We start from the raw sequence: 19,461 nt of genomic DNA, 5'->3' as shown, positions 1-19,461 counted from the left end.
ACAGCTGCGCATCACCTGCAAGGCGAGAGATTGCCTTGGCCTGAATGGCCTGCCAAAGCGCCGCCGATGGATGCGCAAACGACCTGGTTCCTGCTTGCCTCCGGCGCGGCCGTGACCGTGGCCGGCGCGCTAGGCGGCGTGGCGCGCACCCGTGCGCCATTGGCTTGGCATGCGCATCTGCCGTGGAACGGGGTCGCCTTTGCGGGCGTGGCCGGCGTGCTATTCGCCGCCGTTCACCTGTTCACGCTGTTCAGGGCTGGATAAACGGCGCGGCAATCTCGGGCCGCACGCGGGCGAGCCGGCCGGTAGCCTTGTCGATGATCGCCCATGTTGTCACCGCCTTCACGCGGATCACCCCATCCGGGCCGGCGATTTCGACATAGCGGTCAAAGCGCGCGCCCTTGGGCTGGCCCACCCAAGTGATGAGCGTCAGCGTCTCACCGTCCAGCGTCTGTTTCAGATAGTCGATCTCGTGCCGGGTCACGACCCACACATAGGTATCGCGATGCTCAGGCGGAGCGACCGCGCTCCAGTGCGCCGTCGCCACGTCCTGAATCCACTTGAGATACACCGCGTTGTTGACGTGGCCCAGCTCATCGATGTCGGCCGCCGCGGCGGTGACATTGATCGAAAAGCTGCGGCGGTCAGCGGGCGGCGGCATCGCCAAGCCCGAACTGGGTGAGGATGAAGGCATATTCCTCCGCCAGCTCTTCCAGCGCGGCAAAGCGCCCGGATTTGCCGCCGTGGCCAGCGCCCATGTTGGTCTTGAAGATCAGCACATTCTGGTCAGTCTTCAGGTCGCGCAGCTTGGCCACCCATTTGGCTGGTTCCCAATAGGTGACGCGCGGATCGTTGAGGCCAGCGGTGACCATCAGCGGCGGATAGGCTTGGCGCGTCACCTGATCGTAGGGCGAATAGGAGCGGATCAGCTCGAAATCGGCTTTCGACGTGATGGGGTTGCCCCATTCCGGCCATTCGCCCGGCGTGAGCGGCAGGCTTTCATCCAGCATCGTATTGAGCACATCGACGAACGGCACATGCGCCACCACAGCGCGGAACTGTTCCGGCGCCTGGTTGACCAACGCGCCCATCAGCTCACCGCCCGCCGAACCGCCGCTGGCCGAGATCATGCCCGGCGCAGCCCAGCCAGCCGTGACCAGGCCCTTCGCCACATCGACGAAATCGTTGAACGTGTTGGTGCGCTTGGCCAGCTTGCCGTCCAGATACCATTGATAGCCCAGATCATCGCCGCCGCGGATCTGCGCGACGGCATAGGCCATGCCGCGATCCAGCAGCGACAGGCGATTGGCCGAGAAGCCCGGCATGGTCGGGATGCCATAGGCGCCATAGGCATAAAGATGCAGCTTGCCGCTGCCGTCCGGCTTGAAGCCCTTCCGGTAGACAATGGCGACCGGCACCTGCACGCCATCCCGAGCCGTCACGAAGAAACGCTGGCTTTCATATTCGCTGGCGTCATAGCCGGAGGGGACTTGCTGCACCTTGCGGGTGACCAATTTGCCGGCGTTCACGTCATAATCATAGACGGTGGCCGGGGTGACCATAGAGGCATAGTTGACCCGCAGCAGCGGCGCATCGGGCTCCAGATTGCTGCCGATGCTGGCCGTATACGCCGCTTCGGTGAAAGGCAGCACGGTCTCGCTGCCGTCGTCCTTGCGCAGCACGATCCGGTCCAGCCCGTCGCGGCGGCCCTGCACGGCGAGATACGACGTGAAGGCGGCGATGCCGGTAATGTAGTCGCGTTCGCTGCCGGCGATCAGCGTCGTCCAGTCGCCCGGTACGTTGAGACTGGCGGTGGCGACACGGAAGTTCACATGGGTGTCGTTGGTGCGGATGAACAGGGTCTGCCCAAGCACATCCACCTCATAGGTCACGCCCGCATGCCGGGGCTTGACCAGCAGCGGCAGTGCGGCGGGATTGGCGGCCGGCACCAACCGCACTTCGCTGGACACGTGGTCCGACGTGGTGATGATCAGCCACTGGCCGTCCTGGCTCTTGGCCACGGAGACGCCGAAGCCCTTGTCCTCGGTCTCCTCATACAGCACGCGGTCCTCACCGGTCTGGCCGAGCACATGCAGCCGCGCCTTGATGCGCCGCCAATTATCGTTGACCTCGGTCCAGACGATGGCCTTTGAGTCCGCCGTCCATTCGATGCCGCCAACGCTGACCTTGGTCACGGTCTCTATGTCTTTGGCACTCGCAATGTCGCGAATGCGGATGGTGAAACGCTCGCTGCCATCGCTGTCCGTGGCATAAGCGATCAGCTTCCCATCCGGGCTGACATTCTGCGCGCCGAGCCGGAAATAATCATGGCCCTTGGCGAGCTCCGGCTCGGACAACACCAGTTGCTCCGCACCACCTGCACGCGGCCGCCGCATCCAGGTGCGATACTGATCGCCCGGCTTGAACTGCCACCAATATTCATAAGCACCATTGGGCACCGGCACCGAGGCATCATCCTGCTGCACCCGGCCCTTCAGCTCTTCGTACAGCTTGTCCTTCAGACCGGCGACCGGGGCCATTTGCGCTTCGAACCAGGCGTTCTCGGCGTTCAGATAGGCCAGCACATCGGCATCATCGACGGTGGGATAGGCGGGGTCCTTCAGCCAGTTGTACGGGTCTTCCACGGTGATGCCATGGTGAGTGAAGCTGTACGGGCGTTTGGCAGCGACGGGAGGCTTGATTGGGGGCGGGTTCATCTGGGCAGCGGCTCCGGAAAACGACAGCAGGGCAATCAGCCCGGCAACAAACAGACGCATCAAATTTCCTGTGCTTGAGGCGCGGGGGCAGTGCGCCTATCTGGGTCGGCATTGATAAAGGGAAGATCGCCCATGTCCACCATTGCCAGCCGCCTAACCGCCCTTCGCGCCGAACTCGCTGCCCAAAATCTTGCCGGCTTCGTGGTGCCGCTGACCGATGAGCATATGAGCGAATATGTGGGTGAATATGCCCAGCGGCTGGCGTGGATCAGCGGCTTTGGCGGATCGGCGGGCAGCGCGGTGGTGATGGCGGACCGGGCAGCGATGTTCACCGATGGCCGCTACACCGTGCAGGTGCGCCAACAGGTGCCGGCCGATCTGTTCGCCTATGAAGATGTGCCGCAAACCAGCGCCGCGCAGTGGCTGGGTGAGCAGGCACAGGGCGGGCAGCGCATCGGCTATGATCCGTGGCTGCACACCAGCCAATGGGCAAAGCAGGCCGCCGGGCAATTGAAGCCGCGTGGCGCCGAACTTGTGGCTGTGACAAAGAACCCGATCGATGCGGCGTGGGCCGACCGCCCGGCGCCCAGCCTGGCGCCGCTGGAAGTGCATGACGATCAGTTCGCCGGCCGGGCCCATGCCGAAAAGCGGGCCGAAGTGGCCGCTTGGCTGGCCGGCAAGAGCGCCGATGCAGTCGTCATCGCCGCGCTCGATTCGATCGCCTGGCTGCTCAACATCCGCGGCAAGGATGTCTCGCGCACGCCGGTCGCCCTGGCCTTCGTGATCGCGCACAAGGATGGCTCGGTTGACCTGTTCACGGCACCCGAAAAGCTGACGCCCGCCGTGCGCGCGCATCTTGGTGACGCCGTGCGCTGCCAGCCGCGCGACAGTTTTGCCGAGGCGCTGAAGGCGATGACCGGCCAGACCGTGGTGGTCGATCCGCAATCGTGCGTCGCCGCCATCTTCAACGCGCTGGAAGCCGGCGGTGCCCGCATCGTCGAAGCCCGCGACCCGACCGTGCTGCCTCGCGCCGTCAAGAACCCCACCGAGATTGCCGGCACCACCGCCGCCCATGTCCGCGACGGCGCGGCGCTCACCCGCTTCCTGGCCTGGTTCGACAGCGAGGCCCCCAAGGGCGGACTCGATGAGCTGGGTGCCGCTGAACGCCTGCGCCAGTTCCGCGCCGAAACCAACAGCCTGGAAGATCTGTCGTTCGACACCATCTCGGCCGCCGGCCCCAATGCCGCGCTCCCGCATTACCGGGTGAGCGAAGAAACCAACCTACCGATCACGCACGACAGCATCTATCTCGTCGATTCGGGCGGCCAGTATCGCGATGGCACCACCGATGTGACGCGCACGCTCATCGTCGGCACACCCAGCCCGGAGATGCAGGATCGCTTCACCCGCGTGCTGAAGGGCCATATCGCACTGGCCCGCGCCATCTTCCCGGCCGGCACCAAGGGTGTGCAACTGGACGCGCTGGCCCGCCAGCATCTGTGGAGCGTGGGTCTGGATTACAACCACGGCACCGGCCACGGTGTGGGCAGCTATCTTTCCGTGCACGAAGGCCCGCAGCGCATCGCTGCGGCTTGGTCGGCGCAGCCGGGCGGCGACGAACCGCTGCAACCGGGCATGATCCTGTCCAACGAGCCCGGCTATTACAAGCAGGGCGCATACGGCATCCGCATCGAGAATCTGGTGCTGGTCGAACGCCGCAGCGCCGAGGGTGCCGAGCGCGAGATCATGGGCTTCAAGGAGCTCACCCTGGCGCCGATCGACCGGCGGTTGGTGGATGTGAGCCTGCTGACCGCCGAGGAACGCGATTGGTGGAATGCCTATCATGCCCGCGTGGCGGCCGAAATCGGGCCATTGCTCACCGATCCGGCGGAACAGAGCTGGCTGGAACAGGCCTGCGCGCCGCTCTGAGCCCCTGCGTCACCCTTCACCTTCGCCGCAGCCTGCAGGCGTGGTATCAGCGCATAAAATAACGTTCGGGAGTCAATACCATGATCAAGCACATCACACTTGCCGCCGCCGCGTTGACTGCGCTGGTTGCCGCCGCGCCCGCCCCGCAGAGCCTGCACCAGTTCACGCTGAAGACCATCGACGGCAAGCCGATGCCGATGGCGCAGTACAAGGGCAAGGTGGTGCTGCTGGTCAACACCGCATCGATGTGCGGGTACACGCCGCAGTATGAAGGCCTGCAGGCGCTGCACGACAGCTACAAGGCCAAGGGCTTCACCGTCGTCGGCGTGCCGTCGGGCGATTTCGGCGGCCAGGAATATGGCAGCAATGCCGAAGTGAAGCAGTTCTGCGAGAGCAAGTTCGGCATCAAGTTCCCGATGGCCGAAAAGGCTGTGGTCAAGGGCCCCAAGGCCATCCCGCTGTACAAGTGGGCGGCGAACACGCTGGGTGAAGACAAGACCCCGCAGTGGAATTTCCACAAATATCTGATCGGCAAGGATGGCCGCCTGATCGCCGCCTTCGGCACCAAGACCACGCCGACCTCGCCGGAAGTGACCGCGGCCGTGGCCAAGGCGCTGGCCACCGGCAACTAATCCGGCTTTTCAGCCTGAGAGGGGTGCTGGCTGCGTGCCGGATCACCGGTATCGCCCAGCCCCTTCCGTTTGCGCAGATTCGCCCGCAGCGCCGCCGCCAGCCGTTCGGCGCGCGCCTTTGCCTGCTTTTCGGTTTCCTTGGTCATGGTTCGCCTCATAGCCCAAGTGTGCGGCGGCGTCAGTGCTTGACAGTGAGGGAGGGCTTGGCCATAGGGCCGCTTCCCGCTGCAACGCGGGTTGGTTCGGGCCGTGCTGCCGTAGCTCAGTGGTAGAGCGCATCCTTGGTAAGGCTGAGGTCGGGAGTTCAATCCTCCCCGGCAGCACCACCGCCCGAACCCTGCAAAGCCGGCTGACAAGCGCCACAACCTCGCCTACACCGATCCCGAACAGGGAGACGGGCATGAAAGCGATATTCACCGCATTGTTGATGGCCACCAGCATGGTCGCCACGGGCGCTGCCGCACAGGATTATCAGCGGCCCGGCGTTCCCGGTTTGCGCGACCGCGTGGCGGCGCACGACCGACTGATCAAGGCGCGGCTGGACACGGTGGTGCCCAGGATCATGCGCGAAGTGGGCGTGGACATGTGGGTCCTCGTTTCCAGCGAGTATAATGAAGACCCGGTGGTGAAGACGATGCTGCCGGCCACCTGGGCTTCGGCGCGGCGCACCATGGTGCTGATCTTCTTCGATCGCGGACCGGAGAAGGGCGTCGAGCGGCTGGCCGTGTCGCGCTATCCGGTTGGCGATATCTTCCCGGCCGCTTGGGATCCGGAAGCGCAGCCGGAACAATGGGGCCGGGTGGCGCAGCTGATCGCCGAGCGCAGCCCAAGGCGCATCGCCATCAACATCAACCCGACGTTCGCGCTGGCCAACGGCCTTTCGGCTGGTGAGCATCGCCAGTTGCTGACCGCTCTGGGCCCCACGGCAGCCAAGCTGGAAAGCCATGAGCGCATGGCGCTGGGCTATCTGGAAACCCGCACGCCCGAAGACATGGCGGTGTATCAGGGAATCATGCGGGTGGCGCATTCGCTGATCCCGGAAGGCCTATCGGAAAAGGTGATCACGCCGGGCGTGACCACCACGCAAGACGTTGTCTGGTGGTATCGCGAACGGCTGGCCGATCTGCGCCAGGATGCCTGGTGCCAGCCTTCGGTAACGGTGCAGCGCGCGGGCGCTCCCGGTATCACGCCGGGCCGGCAGACCCTGCCGGAAAACCCGGTGATCATGCCCGGCGATCTGCTGCACGTGGATTTCTGTGCCGGCATGCTGGGCCTGAAGACCGACACGCAGCAACTGGCCTATGTGCTGCGCCCCGGCGAAACGGACGCGCCGGCGGGCTTGAAGGCCGGCATGGCGGCGGCCAACAAGGTGCAGGACGCGCTGGTTGCCAGTTTCAAGACCGGCGCCACCGGCAACGAAGTGCTGATGGCTGCGCGCCAGAAGGCGATTGCCACTGGCACCAACCCGATCATCTACACGCACAGCATTGGCCTGCACGGCCATGGTGCAGGGCCATGGATCGGCAATTGGGAACATCAGAACCCGATCCCCGGTCGCGGCGACTATCGCATCTATGCCGATACGGCCTGGTCGATCGAACTGGCGGCGCTCGCCAAGGTGCCGGAATGGAGCAACGCCGAAATCCGCTTCCCGCTGGAAGTTGATGGGTTCTGGAACGGCAGCAGCTTCCGCTGGATCGATGGACGGCAGACGCAGCTGCATCTGATCCCGCGCGCCGCAAAGTGAGCCGTGTCGGCCTTATTGGCCGACCGGAACACCCAACCACTGTTCGCGAATGAGGCTGACCGGGATCATGCCGAAGCCGCCCAGCCGGTCATAAAAGCCCTTCACCGTGAAGGTGCCGCCGGGCAGACTGGCGCGTTCCTGCTCGGCCACTTCGGCAAACAGCTGCTCGATCTGGGCCTTGCCGGTGATATAGCTGGGGCCATAGCCGGCCTGCCGCAGATAGAGCGACTGTTCAAAGCCGAGCAGCGGCAGATCGGGGCTCATCCAGCCGTTGGGGGTGCGCGCCACCTGCATCGCCATCGCGGCCTTGAGGTCGATCTGGTTGGTCTGGGCATAGAGCGACGCCAGCCCGCGCGCCGCGCGCTGGGCCTGCATGATCCACACCACTTCGCGCGACCGCGGCTTGTTGTCGAAAAGGCCGGCATCCAGCATCATGGCTTCCATCGCCGTGGCATTGCCTTCGGACCGACTGACCCAGATGTTGTACAGCAGCGGCCCGCGCCGGATCGGGGAGGGATGCGGGCGCACCTGCATCTCGGCGAGATCCCACCAGTGGTAGAAGTGGGCGAACAGGCTGTTGGGCGCGCGGCCCTGCGCGATGGCGAAGAAATTCTGTTGTTCGGCCGGCACCCATTTGCCGATGCGCTTGGCGAGTTCGGGCTTCATGTAGGGCTGGATGGTGGCGACCCCGGTCTTGTCCATGAAATCAATGAAATGATCGATGTCGGCGAGGCTCTTGGCGTCCCACTCGGCCTGACTGGCCGGGCTGGTGAGAGGCGGCAGCGCCTTGTGGTTATTTTCCTCCAGCCGCAGCCCGGCATGGGCGCGGGCCAACTCGCGGGACAGGATCGCCACCTCCTGCTCCCAGCTGTAGGGCGAAAGCTGGACGTGCTTCAGATACCAGTTATAGGCCTCCACCCCGACGCCGGATGGGCCTGACTTCTTCGGCGCCTCGGCCTTCACCCAGGCGATGAAATCCCGCGTGGCGGCCAGCGCTTCGGCAACGCGGCGTTCGAGCAGCTTGTGCCCCTTCACCTTGCCGGCAAGGCCAACCAACCCCCCTTCCTGTTCGGCCAGCGTGATCGGGCTGGCGTTCCACAGATCGGCGGCATTGCCGGTCAGGTTGCCACGCGCCTGGGCCAGCAGCGGCGGGATATGCGCCAGTTCGCCGGCCAGCCGATCGGCATCCGGTTTGGAGAGTGGGAAAGTGTAACGCCACGGATCGATCGGCGCGACGTGGACCGGGCCTTCATGATCGGGCGTGTCGCTTTGCGCATTCCACAGCGAAAGATACCAGGCCGGATCGCGGGCCCAAGGCTTTGCCACCTCCAGATCGAACTTCAGGCCGTTCATTTCGGCCTGCACCAGCTGCCAATCCACCTTGTCGGCGGCGGTCCAGCCCTTGGTGTCGATCGCTGCCAGCTTGGCCTGAAAGCCCTTCAGCGCCTCGGCGCGCGCGGTAACGGCCGGCGGCGTGTAATCTGGAACGCCCCCCGGCCCGCCGTGGAAGCGCCGCCAATCGGCAAACAGCGCGTGGAGATCAGCCGGCGTGCCGGCGAAAACCGGGGCAGCCAGCAACAGGAGAAGGGCGAGGAGGAGTTTCTTCATGGGCCACAGCTTGGCCCGGCCGGCTCAACGCTGCAAGCCGGTTTCCGTGGCCAGCCAGCGCGCCGCTTCGGTCGGGCTGCGCTTGTTGGTGGGGCGATCGGCCTGCCAGTTGGCAATGCGCATCGCATCCACCGAAATGCGGCCGTCATAGCGCGCCAGCCGCCGCACCAGATCATCGCGGCCCGGCGCCACCAGCAACAGCGCATCATAGGCGGGCAGCGCGCCACGATCATCGGTGAGCAGCACGATATCCGCCCCGGCCAGCGCGCCATCGCTGCTGTAAGCGGTGATCACGTCGGCTGCCCCATCCTTGAGCGCAGCCACCATCAGCACCGGGGTGAAGGCGCGCATGCTGGCAAATTCCAAACCATAGCTGCTGCGCATCGCTGTCCACTCGGTGCGTGACAGGAATTCCAGATCAGTGGCCAGTTTCAGCTTGGCCGAAACCCGCGCCAGATCGGAAATGCTGCGCACGCCCAGCCGCTGCGCATCGGCCCGGCGCATGGCCAGTGCGTAGGCATTCTCAAAGCCCAGCCGCGCTGCCACGGTGACGCCATAGCGGGATTTCAACTGTTCCGTGAGGATACGCAGCATATCGGCACGCGGCACGACATCGCTGCGGCCCAGCGCCTGCGTCCATAAGGTGCCGGTGTAATCGATGGAAATGTCGATTCCGCCGGCCGCCAGGCTTTGAAAGGCGATGCCCGATCCCAGGCCGGAACGCACGCCCGTGGGCTGGCCGGCGGCGCGCAGATCGGCCGCGATCAGTTCGGCCAGGATATACTGCTCGGAAAAGGTCTTGGTGCCGATCAGAACGGGCCGCACCTGGGTGGCCGGGCGGCTCTGCAGCCACCAGCCGGTGACGCCCGCCGCGAGTAGGACGAGCAGGACAAGGCCCTTGGCAGCCGGCGCCCAGCGCCGTTCGGCAATCCCCCGCTGGCACCAACCGAGTGCGCCATCAACGATGAGCGCCAGCGCGGCCGCCGCCACGCAGCCGAGCAGCACCTGTTGCCAGTCCTGCAACTGCAACCCGGCGAAGATCAGATCGCCCAGGCTTTCCTGCCCCACCATCGTCGCCAATGTGGCGGCACCGATGGTCCAAACTGCGGCCGTGCGCACGCCACCCATCACCACCGGGGCCGCCAGCGAGAGTTCAACATGGAAAAGGCGCTGGCTGGCGCTCATGCCGATGGCGCGGGCGGCATCACGCACACTGTCGGGCACGGCAGCCAGTCCACCCGCCCCGCCGCGCAGCAGCGGCAGCAGCGCATAGAGCGCCAGCGCCAGCAGCGACGGCAGCAGGCCCAGCGACGGCACCGGCAACCCGGTAAGATTGCGCAGCAGCACCAGCAGCGGGAAGAACAGCGCCAACAGCGCGAGGGCCGGCACCGTCTGCACCACGCTGGCCAGCCCCATCACCGTGCGCCGCAGCCAGGGCCGGCCCGGCATCAGCAGCACCAGCGGCGTCGCCACCAGCAGCGCCAGCGCCAAGGCCGCTGCACTGATCGCCAGATGCGCGGCCAGTGCCGAGGGCAGGGTTTCCCAGCCGGCAATCATTTGCCCATCCCGGCAAGCGCCCGTGCCTGCGCCAATGGCGTGGCCACCAGATTCTGCACCGCTGGGTGCGAATCCGCGGCCACTTCGGCGGGCGGCCCGCAGGCGACGACCCGCCCGCCATCCAGCACCACCATCAGGTCAGCCCGCAGCAGTGCATCGGCCAGATCGTGGGTGACCATCACTGTTGTCAGCCCCTGCGCCCGGTGCAGCGCCAGCAGGCGGTCGCCAAGCTCGTCGCGGGTTTCAGGATCGAGCGCGCCGAACGGTTCATCGAGCAGCAGCAATTTCGGGCTGACCGCCAGCGCCCGCGCCAGCCCCACCCGGCTGGCCTGCCCGCCTGACAGTTCGCCTGGGAAGCGCTGCGCCAGATGCGGCGGCAGTTCCAGCATCGCCATCAATTCAGCCGCCCGTTCCATGCGCTTTGGCTTGGGCCAGCCCAGCAGCCAGGGCACCGCCGCGATATTGTCGGCCACCGTCCAGTGCGGGAAAAGCCCGCCGCCCTGCACGGCATAACCGATTCCCCGCCGCAGATTCATCGCATCAAGGCCGGCGACATCGGCGCCGTGCACGGCGACCGTGCCGGCATCAGGCTCCAGCATGCGGTTGATCAGCCTCAGCAGGCTGGACTTGCCCGCCCCCGACGCGCCAACCAGCGCCACGAACTGGCCCTGGTGCACCACCAGATCAATGCCGGCCAGCACCGGACGGCCACCCAGCGCCAGCGTCACGCCCGACAGCGCCAGAGCCAGCTCTGGCGGGGGCACAGGTGGAGCAGGCGGAGCGGAAGCCATCGCCGCCTGTGTGGCACGGCATGGACGGGGCGGCCACACCCGAATCGCGACAGCCCGTCATCAAAAGGCCACTGGCTTCCAGCGTGGCAGCCGGCTACCACCGGCAACCATGCAGGGACCCCGCCATCCGATTGTCGCGATCACCGCCGGCGCCGCCAACGCTCTGGCGTTCGCGCCGCTCAACCTGTGGCCGTTGGGCCTGATTGGCCTGGCGCTGTTTGCCCATTTGGTCATCACCGCCGGCAGCGGCTGGGCAGCAGCGGCGCGCGGCTGGCTGTTCGGGACAGCGATGTTTGCCGTGTCGCTGAACTGGATCGCCACGTCCTTCACCTATCAGGCCAAGATGCCGGCCGCGCTGGGCTGGGTCGCGGTGATTGGCCTCAGCATGTACCTGGCGCTGTTCGTGGCGCTGCCGGCCGGGCTGGCGGTGCGGCTGGCGAAAAAGCCCGTGGCGCGTGCGCTGTGGCTGGTGGCGCTATGGCCGCTGGCCGAAACCCTGCGCGGCACGCTGCTCACCGGCTTTGCCTGGAATCCGGCCGGGGCGATCTGGCTGGAAACGCCGGTGGCGCAGCTGGCATCGGTGGTAGGCGGCACCGGGCTTTCGATGCTGGCGCTGGCCTGCGGCGTGGCGCTGCTTTGGCTGGTCCGCAATCCCGGCCGCTGGCGGGCGGCAGGCATTGGCACGCTGGCCGGTACCGGCCTGCTGGCGCTGCTGGGCGGCAGCATGATCACCGAAAATGATTTCATCGGCACGCCGCTGGTGATCGTGCAACCAGGGATTGGCCAGGATGAACGTTATGACGCCGCCGCTGCCGAACGCCATATCGCCACCTATATCAGGCTCACCCGGCAAGGGCTGAACCAGGCCGCGCAAGCCGGCCGACCGGTGCTGCAGAATGCCGAAGTGGCGCGGCGCGAGCTCACCGAAACCGAAGGCGTGGTCTCACCGGTGCCGCCCAGTACCGACAAGGTGACGGGCGAGATGAAGAACAAGCTGGCCCCCGGCCTTGCTGCGCCCACGCCGGAACAGGCCGGCGGCGGCACGGCGCTGCTGCCGCGCAAGCCCGCGTTGATCCTGTGGCCGGAAGGCGCCATCGACGCATTGATGGAGATCGATCCGCCGGCACTTGCCCGCATCGCCGGCAGCATCGGCCGCGGCGATCTGCTGCTGGCCGGCGGCACCGGGGTGAACCGGAATCGTGATGGTACCGCCCGTTATGCCAACAGCCTGTTTGCCATCGCCGGGGATGGCCGCATCGTCGCCCGGTTCGACAAGGCGCATCTGGTGCCGCTGGGCGAATATGTGCCGTTGCGCGATTGGCTGGAACCGCTGGGCATTGCCCGGCTGGTGCCCGGCGATTTCGATTTCGCTGCTGGCCCCGGCCCGCGCACCCTGATGCTGCCAAGCTTCACCAGCGTGTCGCCGATGATCTGTTACGAAATCGCCTTCCCGCAGGCCGTGGCCGATCGCGGCAACCGGCCAGGCTGGATTGCCAATGTTTCCAACGATGCCTGGTTTGGCGCCTGGGGACCACCGCAACACCTGGCGCAATCGCGGCTGCGCGCCATCGAGGAAGGCTTGCCGGTTGCCCGCGCCACCCCCACCGGTATCAGCGCAGTGATCGATGGCTTTGGCCGGGTGCGCACGTCGCTGGTGCAGGGCGAGATCGGCGCCATCGTCACCAGCTTGCCACCCCCGCAGCCCGAAACCCTGTTTGCTCGGCTGGGCCTGTATCCGGTGGCGGTGCTGGCGCTGCTGCTGGCGCTGGCCGGGTGGCTGCTGGAACGCCACCGGCCCACACCGCCGCCGCGGCCGATGCGCACGATCGCGGTCGAGACTGGCACGGTGTGAAGCGGATCGGTTAATGATATAAAGATGTCGTTATACGACTTGCGCCGGCGGGCCGCCGTGCGTATGAGGGCGCGTCCCCTCATCGTGAGAAGTGTGTCATGACCCGCAGCAGCTTCATCTTCACCTCCGAATCCGTGTCCGAAGGCCATCCCGACAAGGTGGCAGACCAGATTTCCGATGCCGTGGTCGATCTGTTCCTCGCCAAGGATCCGGAAGCCCGCGTCGCCTGCGAAACGCTGACCACCACCAACCGGGTCGTGCTGGCCGGTGAAGTGCGCGGCCGCGGCATGATCGATACGGCCGGCAATTGGGAACCGGGCGCGCAGGAAGAAATCCAGCGCGCCGTGCGCGAAACGGTGAAGCGCATCGGTTATGAACAGTCGGGCTTCCACTGGCAGAATTTGACCTTTGAAAACCACCTGCACCCGCAGTCGTCGGACATCGCGCAGGGCGTGGACGCCAGCGGCAACAAGGATGAAGGCGCCGGCGATCAGGGCATCATGTTCGGCTATGCCACCGATGAAACCCCGGATCTGATGCCGGCGACGCTGTATTATTCCCACCGCATCCTCAAGCAGATGGCGGATGACCGTCACAGCGGCGTGGCGCCGTTCCTGGAGCCGGACGCCAAGAGCCAGGTGACGCTGCGTTACGAAAATGAAGTGCCGGTGGCCGCCATTGCCATCGTGGTTTCGACCCAGCACGCGCCGGATTATTGCAAGCCGTGGGAAAAGGATGGCGAAAAGGGCGGTGATGCCGCCAAGTTCGCCGAACTGGAAACCTATGTGAAGGGTGTGCTGGCCAACGTGCTGCCGGCCAGCTTCCTCAGCGCCGATACGGTCTTGCACCTCAACCCCACCGGCAAGTTCGAAATCGGCGGCCCCGATGGCGATGCCGGCGTGACCGGCCGCAAGATCATCGTGGACACCTATGGCGGCGCTGCCCCGCACGGCGGCGGCGCCTTCAGCGGCAAGGACCCGACCAAGGTTGACCGTTCGGCCGCCTATGTGTGCCGCTACCTCGCCAAGAATATCGTCGCCGCTGGCCTCGCCAAGCGCTGCACCATCCAGCTGAGCTATGCCATCGGCGTCGCGGCGCCGCTGTCGATCCACGTCGATCTGCACGGCACCGGCACCGTGGCCGAAGCCGCAGTGGAAGCCGTGCTGAGCGACAAGGACAAGCTCGGCTTTCCGTTGACCCCGAAGGGCATCCGCACGCAGCTGGGCCTCAACCGCCCGATCTACCAGCGCTCGGCGGCCTATGGCCACTTCGGCCGCACGCCGGATGCCGACGGCGGCTTCAGCTGGGAAAAGACCGACCTCGTCGCCGCGCTGAAGGCAGCGCTCTGAAGCTGGCTGGAGGGGTGGTTCAGGCCACCCCGTCCAGATATTCGACCTCAGGCTTGCCGGCGAGGCAGGCACCGAGGCCCGGGCCGGCGGCCTTGAAATGGTCGCTGGCGCCGTGGGCCTTCAGGGCATCGGCATCGGCATAGACTTCCAGCACCTTGTAGGTGGTGGGATCCGTTTTCGAACGGGTGAGCTGATAGCAGAGATTGCCCGGTTCATTGGCGCGCACGGCCGCTGAAAGGGTGCGGAACACCGCTTCGAAATCCTCTGACTTGCCGTCCTGGATCTTCAGGGTTGCGATCACACCGATCATGCTTGGTCTCCGTTTGGGTTGTTGCCCTCAGGCTGGCCCAGCGCTGCGCATCCGCCTAGCTGGCGAAAAGATGGACGCCGCGCCTGCCAGCGATTAATATTGGCCCCGTTCACCGGGGGGACGAACGATAATGGCGACACGGGCAACATCCACACATGACTGGCTGGGCACGCAGGCGCGCATCACCGGCGTGATGGCGCTGATCTTTGCGGCGGCCTTTTCCATGCATCTGGCGATGGGTCGCTCCACCTTTTCCATGCCGGCGATCTGGCACATTCACGGCATCATCTTCTTTGGCTGGGTTGGCCTGTCGCTGCTGCAGGCCGGTCTGGCCGCCAGTGGCCGGCTGACGTGGCACCGCCGTTTGGGCTGGCTGGGCCTGGTGTGGATCATCGCCATGGTATTTGCCGGGGTGGCGATTACCATCGCCGTGGCACAGGCCGGGCGCACACCATTCTTCTTCCGGCCGCAGTATTTCATGATGCAGAACCCGCTCAGCCTGTTCGCCTTTGCGGCACTGGCGCTGAGCGCGATTGCCAACCGGCGCGACACCGGCTGGCACCGCCGCCTGCACCTGTGTGCACTGGCCAGCATCATGGGGCCAGCCTTTGGCCGCCTGTTGCCGGCGCCGTTCCTGATCCCGTGGGCGATGGAAATCACCTCCATCCCCGGCATGTTGTTCCCGATCTATCTGGCCTTTCGCGAATGGCGGGCGGGCGAAGGCTGGCACCCAGCCTGGAATATCGGGCTGGCCGCGCCGGTGGTGGCGCTGGCACTGGGCTTTGCCCTCGCCGCCACTCCGCTGGGGGCCGATCTTTATGCCAGCGTGGTTGCGGGAACGCCGGGCGCTACCGTCGACGGCAATGCCTTCGGCAACCCGCCGCCCGGCATGTAAGGAGAGCGCCTATGCGCCTGTTGTTGTTCATGACGCTGGCGATGGCAGGTGCTGCCGCGGCACAGCCGGCGGGATTTCGCACCGTTCCAGCCGAAACCGTGCTGTGGCAGCCGATACCGAACGGCCAAGGTGCGCAGAGCGCCCTGATCGCCGGCAACCCGTCGCAGCCCGGCACCTATGTGATCCGGGTGAAATTCCCGCCCCACGTGATGGACCGGCCGCACAGCCACAGCCGTGATCGGCATGTGACGGTGCTGCAGGGCCGCTGGTTTGCCGGCACCGGGCCGGATTTCGCGCCCGACAAGGCGCAGGCGCTGCCCGCCGGCAGTTACATGTTCCACCCGGCCGGCGGTGTGCATTGGGATGGCTCCAACAGCGATGACACGGTGATCGTGCAGATCATCGGGGAAGGGCCGGTCTCGTCCGCCGATGTCGATCCGGCGCTGGCGAGCTGGGTGAAGCTGCCCGGTTAGAGCTTGTCCACCGGCAACGGCAGCGGCAGGCTGGCGGCTTCATCCTCGATCTTCTTCAGGCCGCGCGCGAACAGCAGGCGATCGGCACCCTTGAAGCCGAAGCGCCAGATGATCAGGCCATAGCTGCCCAGAATTGCGAAAAACCCTATCGACAGCTGGATGGGTTCCGGCGTGCGCAACACCAGCAGGCCCACACCAAAGGCCGGAATGCCCGCCAGCAGCAACGACGGCCGCCAGCCAGACACGGCTTGACCCAGCCGCGCCTGCAACAGCCGGGATTTGGCCACCGATTGCAGCAACGCCGCGATCGCCAAGGCCAGCGCCGCCCCCACGCCGCCACCCAATGGGCCCGCCATCGGCACCAGCAGCAGCGACAGCCCGGCTTGCACCGCCAGCCCGATGACAGACCACATCAGATTGGCATTGCGCGCCACATAGATCAGCGCGCCTTCCGCCACGGCGGCTTGGGCGGCAAACAATTCTACCGTCAGCAGCATGGCCAGCACCGTCACCCCGGCGGCAAAGGCCGGGCCAAACAGGCCCATCGCGGCCTGGCCGGGGATGCCGAGCGCCAACACCGCCCCCAGCTGCACGGCCGCCACCCAGAAACTGATCTGGCGCACATGGCCCGCTGCCTTGGCCAGATTGCCGGCGGCGAGGTTGCGGGTTAGTACGGGGCCGAGAATCGGATCGAAGCTGGATTTCAGCCGCTGCGGCAGCGAGGCGATCTGCTGTGCCACATAATAGATGCCGACAATCTCCGCCGACGCAAAGCGGCCAAGAATGAAGATGTCGAGCCGGCGCGCGCCCCATTCGGCGATATCGGCCCCAGCCAGCGGCACGTTGGTTTTCACCAGTCGCCAGATGCGCCCCACATCCAGCCGCCACTCGGCCGGCCAGCCAAAGCGACGCAGCGCTGGCGACAGCGCCGCGAAGAACGCTGCCACCATCGACAAGAGATAGGCTATCAGCATGCCATCGCTTTTCCAGGCGGTGAAGGCCAGCGCCAGCGCGGCAATCGACAGCACCCAGGGTTCGATGATCGAACGGGCCCGCACCTGCGCGCCAACATCATGGTGGAAGGCAAGGCCTGCCAGCGCCACATCGGCCAGCGCGATGAACGGGATGATCAACGCAAACCAGCGATCAAGCTGGGCCAGCCGGGTTGCCGGGAACACGAGTTCGGGCAGCAGTACCAACACCGCCGCCCCGGCCAGCGACGCGACCAGCGCCGCCAGCAACGCATCGATCAGCGCCGCTGCTTCATCCTGCGGGCGCCGCGCCATGTCTTCGGCAAGGCCGCGCTTCAGGCCCAGCGTGGCCAGCATCGCCACCAGTTCAACCACCATGGTGGCATAGGCAAAGCGGCCCAGCGCTTCGGCGCCATACAAGCGCCCGGCGATGAACAGGAACGGAAAGCGCGCCGCCAGCCGCAGCACATAACCGAAGAAGCTGGTGCGCCCGCCCTTGGCCAGCGCGGCGGTTTCCGCCGCGTCCCGCTGGGGGTTCGAGGCCGGCGTTTCAGCCAACATGCACCCGGCGATAGCGGCCGTGCAGATAAAGCAAAGGCTCGCGGGCCTGGTCGAGCGCCAGCCGGGTTACCCGGCCGACGATTATGCGGTGATCGCCGCCATCATGATCGGCGTGCAGCGTGCAGGCAAAGGCAGCCTTGGCGCTGGCCAGCACCGGCACGCCATCCCAATCCTGCCAATCATGCTCGGCAAAGCGGTCGATGCCCTTCTTGGTGAAGCGATCGGCGACAACCTGGCCATCCAGATCAAGGATGTTGATGGCAAAGCGCCCCGATTCGCGCAGCACCGGCAGCGCCGATGCGCCATTGGCCGGGCAGAACAGCAAAAGCGGCGGATCAAGGCTGAGCGAGGTGAAGCTGTTGGCGGTGAGCCCGACACGTTCGCCCGACAGCGATTGGCTGGTGATCACGGTGACGCCGGTGGCGAAGCAGCCAAAGGCATCGCGCAGCAGGCGAGGATCGAAAGGGGCATCAGCGTTGGTCATCCGCCGTCCCCTATCGCGAATCCGCCGCCCGTCAATGTTGCGGATGCTCGCAGCGGCGCTATCGTGGCCCAACTGTCACAGCCGAAAGACATTGCATGATCGCCGCCGCCCTTGCCCTGCTCGCCGCAAGCGCTGCTTTGCCTACCAGCCTGCCAGTGGACGCTGCGACGCTGGCACGGCTGCCGGTGGCCAATGCAACCCTCACGGCACACGGGAAGAAGCATGCCTGCACCGGTGTCTGGCTGGCCGATCTGGCGGCGGCGGCCGGCCTGCCGGCTGGCGAGGCGCTGCGTGGCCCGGCGCTGACGACGATAATCGTCGCCGAAGCTGCCGATGGCTATCGCGTTGCCTTCAGCCTGGCCGAACTTGATCCCAAGCTGGGCAACCGCAGCGTGCTGGTGGCGAGCGCGTGCGATGGCAAGGCGCTACCACAAGCCGATGGCCCGCTGCGGCTGGTGGTTCCCGGCGAAATCCGCGCTGCCCGGTCGGTCCGCCAATTGCGGGCGCTGCGCGTGGTGAGCCTGCCCTGAGCCGTCAGAAGGTCTGCGCCCGCAGCCATTCGCGCACGGCCGGGCCGACATCGTCGCGCTCCAGCGCCAGCGCGATGTTGGCCGTCACATGCCCGGCCTTGTCGCCGCAATCAAAGCGGGTGCCGGTAAAGGTGAGGGCGTGGAACGGCTGCTGCCCGATCATCTCCGCCATGGCATCGGTGAGCTGGATTTCGTTGCCGGCGCCGCGCTTGCCCAGCGCCAGCACGTCCATCACCTCGGGCTGCAGGATATAACGGCCAATGGCAGCCAGGCGCGATGGGGCGGTGCCTTGTTTGGGCTTTTCCACCAGGCCCTTCACCTCGGTGATCAGGCCTTCTGATGCGCCGGGTGAGACGATGCCATAACGGTGGGTGTGCGCTTCCGGCACTTCCAGCACCGAAATGATATTTCCACCCAGACGCTGGTAGGCGTCGTGCATTTCCTTCAGCGCCGGATAAGCAGGGTTCCACAGCAGTTCATCGGGCAGCAGCACGGCAAACGCCTCGCGCCCCACGACATGGCGGGCGCACCACACGGCATGGCCCAGCCCGGCCGGTTCCTGCTGGCGCACATAGACCATGCGGCCCGGTTCGATCTGGGTTGCCTCCAGCACGGCGAGTTCCGCCGTCTTGCCCTTGGCCTTCAGGCTGTCGACCAATTCGCGGGCGACATCGAAATAATCCTCCAGCGCGCCCTTGCCGCGCGCGGTGACGAACACCAATCGTTCGATACCGGCGGCAATGGCTTCATCCACCGCATATTGCAGCAGCGGCTTGTCCACGACCGGCAGCATTTCCTTGGGCATGACCTTTGTGGCCGGCAGGAAGCGTGTGCCCTGGCCGCCGACTGGGAAAACAGCGGTTTTGACTGGCTGAATCGACATATTGGCCCCTATGGTTGGCAATCATCCATTGCCAACCATTACGGTCGGTCAAGCGTAACTTCGATGAACGGCGTGCTGGACGCGCCGAGTCGCGGGCTTTTCAGCCACTTGTGCCGCCGCGCAGCAGCCGGCCGGGCAGCAAGCCGGTGGCTTCGCCATCGCGGTAGGTGAT

General features: G+C 65.9%; 19 protein-coding genes and 1 tRNA gene. 10 read left to right on the top strand and 10 right to left on the bottom strand.

The annotated features are described in order from the left end of the window. Nucleotides 1–66: 66 nt before the first annotated feature. On the top strand, nt 67–264 hold the full coding sequence (locus tag RT662_RS11375; RefSeq protein ID WP_313670820.1) for a hypothetical protein: 198 nt from the start codon (nt 67–69) through the stop codon (nt 262–264). Here the strand turns inward: RT662_RS11375 and RT662_RS11370 are convergent. Then, nucleotides 251–661 (bottom strand): acyl-CoA thioesterase, encoded by a 411-nt coding sequence (locus RT662_RS11370; protein WP_313670819.1) that lies wholly within the window; start codon nt 659–661, stop codon nt 251–253. The genes RT662_RS11375 and RT662_RS11370 overlap by 14 nt on opposite strands. Continuing rightward, nucleotides 645–2,717 carry a S9 family peptidase gene (locus RT662_RS11365; RefSeq protein WP_313670838.1) on the bottom strand — a complete coding sequence of 691 codons (2,073 nt, stop codon included), beginning with the start codon at nt 2,715–2,717 and terminating at the stop codon, nt 645–647. The genes RT662_RS11370 and RT662_RS11365 overlap by 17 nt, the downstream gene beginning before the upstream one ends. Nucleotides 2,718–2,849: 132 nt before the next feature. Here RT662_RS11365 and RT662_RS11360 point away from each other — a divergent pair, with 132 nt between their 5' ends. Both RT662_RS11360 and RT662_RS11355 read left to right on the top strand, forming a co-directional pair. Then, complete coding sequence (locus RT662_RS11360; protein WP_313670817.1) at nt 2,850–4,646, top strand: aminopeptidase P family protein; 1,797 nt, start codon at nt 2,850–2,852, stop codon at nt 4,644–4,646. Nucleotides 4,647–4,726: 80 nt separating this feature from the next. After that, nucleotides 4,727–5,278 (top strand): glutathione peroxidase, encoded by a 552-nt coding sequence (locus RT662_RS11355; RefSeq protein ID WP_313670816.1) that lies wholly within the window; start codon nt 4,727–4,729, stop codon nt 5,276–5,278. Here the strand turns inward: RT662_RS11355 and RT662_RS11350 are convergent. Then, a complete protein-coding gene (locus RT662_RS11350) occupies nt 5,275–5,424 on the bottom strand; it encodes a hypothetical protein (protein WP_313670814.1) in 150 nt (49 codons plus the stop codon). The two genes, RT662_RS11355 and RT662_RS11350, sit on opposite strands and share 4 nt — an antisense overlap. A 105-nt stretch (nt 5,425–5,529) precedes the next feature. Between RT662_RS11350 and RT662_RS11345 the strand changes: the two genes are divergently transcribed. Both RT662_RS11345 and RT662_RS11340 read left to right on the top strand, forming a co-directional pair. Continuing rightward, nucleotides 5,530–5,604, top strand: a tRNA-Thr gene (locus RT662_RS11345). 74 nt (nt 5,605–5,678) lie between these two features. Then, complete coding sequence (locus RT662_RS11340; protein ID WP_313670813.1) at nt 5,679–7,025, top strand: M24 family metallopeptidase; 1,347 nt, start codon at nt 5,679–5,681, stop codon at nt 7,023–7,025. Nucleotides 7,026–7,037: 12 nt separating this feature from the next. On the opposite strand, the gene RT662_RS11335 is transcribed toward RT662_RS11340, so the two are convergent. The 3 genes from RT662_RS11335 to RT662_RS11325 are packed head-to-tail and all read right to left on the bottom strand — an operon-like array spanning nt 7,038 to nt 10,954. Further along, nucleotides 7,038–8,633 (bottom strand): DUF885 family protein, encoded by a 1,596-nt coding sequence (locus RT662_RS11335; RefSeq protein ID WP_313670812.1) that lies wholly within the window; start codon nt 8,631–8,633, stop codon nt 7,038–7,040. Between the two features lie 24 nt (nt 8,634–8,657). Then, nucleotides 8,658–10,190 (bottom strand): ABC transporter permease/substrate-binding protein, encoded by a 1,533-nt coding sequence (locus RT662_RS11330; RefSeq protein ID WP_313670811.1) that lies wholly within the window; start codon nt 10,188–10,190, stop codon nt 8,658–8,660. Continuing rightward, the gene (locus RT662_RS11325) at nt 10,187–10,954 is read right to left on the bottom strand and encodes an ATP-binding cassette domain-containing protein (RefSeq protein ID WP_313670810.1); all 768 of its coding nucleotides are present in this window, start codon (nt 10,952–10,954) and stop codon (nt 10,187–10,189) included. Before RT662_RS11325 ends, RT662_RS11330 begins: the two co-directional genes overlap by 4 nt. A gap of 136 nt (nt 10,955–11,090) precedes the next feature. Here RT662_RS11325 and lnt point away from each other — a divergent pair, with 136 nt between their 5' ends. Together lnt and metK are read left to right on the top strand one after the other, a co-directional pair. Further along, a complete protein-coding gene (gene lnt / locus RT662_RS11320) occupies nt 11,091–12,833 on the top strand; it encodes an apolipoprotein N-acyltransferase (protein ID WP_313670809.1) in 1,743 nt (580 codons plus the stop codon). Nucleotides 12,834–12,931: 98 nt separating this feature from the next. Beyond that, nucleotides 12,932–14,182 (top strand): methionine adenosyltransferase, encoded by a 1,251-nt coding sequence (gene metK, locus RT662_RS11315; RefSeq protein WP_313670808.1) that lies wholly within the window; start codon nt 12,932–12,934, stop codon nt 14,180–14,182. 19 nt (nt 14,183–14,201) lie between these two features. Here metK and RT662_RS11310 read toward each other — a convergent pair whose 3' ends face one another. Then, complete coding sequence (locus tag RT662_RS11310; protein WP_313670807.1) at nt 14,202–14,492, bottom strand: putative quinol monooxygenase; 291 nt, start codon at nt 14,490–14,492, stop codon at nt 14,202–14,204. A 130-nt stretch (nt 14,493–14,622) separates the two neighbouring features. Between RT662_RS11310 and RT662_RS11305 the strand changes: the two genes are divergently transcribed. Further along, nucleotides 14,623–15,387, top strand: a complete 765-nt coding sequence (locus tag RT662_RS11305) for a hypothetical protein (RefSeq protein ID WP_313670806.1) — start codon at nt 14,623–14,625, stop codon at nt 15,385–15,387. Nucleotides 15,388–15,398: 11 nt separating this feature from the next. Further along, nucleotides 15,399–15,860: a cupin domain-containing protein gene (locus RT662_RS11300; RefSeq protein ID WP_313670805.1), complete on the top strand. Its 462-nt coding sequence runs from the start codon at nt 15,399–15,401 to the stop codon at nt 15,858–15,860. On the opposite strand, the gene RT662_RS11295 is transcribed toward RT662_RS11300, so the two are convergent. Further along, the gene (locus RT662_RS11295) at nt 15,857–17,392 is read right to left on the bottom strand and encodes a lipopolysaccharide biosynthesis protein (RefSeq protein ID WP_313670804.1); all 1,536 of its coding nucleotides are present in this window, start codon (nt 17,390–17,392) and stop codon (nt 15,857–15,859) included. The genes RT662_RS11300 and RT662_RS11295 overlap by 4 nt on opposite strands. After that, on the bottom strand, nt 17,382–17,876 hold the full coding sequence (locus RT662_RS11290) for a flavin reductase family protein (protein ID WP_313670803.1): 495 nt from the start codon (nt 17,874–17,876) through the stop codon (nt 17,382–17,384). Before RT662_RS11290 ends, RT662_RS11295 begins: the two co-directional genes overlap by 11 nt. Nucleotides 17,877–17,971: 95 nt before the next feature. Between RT662_RS11290 and RT662_RS11285 the strand changes: the two genes are divergently transcribed. Beyond that, complete coding sequence (locus RT662_RS11285; protein WP_313670802.1) at nt 17,972–18,406, top strand: molybdopterin-dependent oxidoreductase; 435 nt, start codon at nt 17,972–17,974, stop codon at nt 18,404–18,406. A 4-nt stretch (nt 18,407–18,410) separates the two neighbouring features. Here RT662_RS11285 and RT662_RS11280 read toward each other — a convergent pair whose 3' ends face one another. Next, nucleotides 18,411–19,289 carry a UTP--glucose-1-phosphate uridylyltransferase gene (locus RT662_RS11280; protein WP_313670801.1) on the bottom strand — a complete coding sequence of 293 codons (879 nt, stop codon included), beginning with the start codon at nt 19,287–19,289 and terminating at the stop codon, nt 18,411–18,413. Between the last annotated feature and the right edge of the window lie 172 nt (nt 19,290–19,461).

The sequence above is a fragment of the Sandarakinorhabdus sp. genome, from assembly GCF_032115815.1.
GTDB lineage: Bacteria > Pseudomonadota > Alphaproteobacteria > Sphingomonadales > Sphingomonadaceae > Sandarakinorhabdus.
This window is presented reverse-complemented; position numbering and strand designations above follow the sequence as displayed.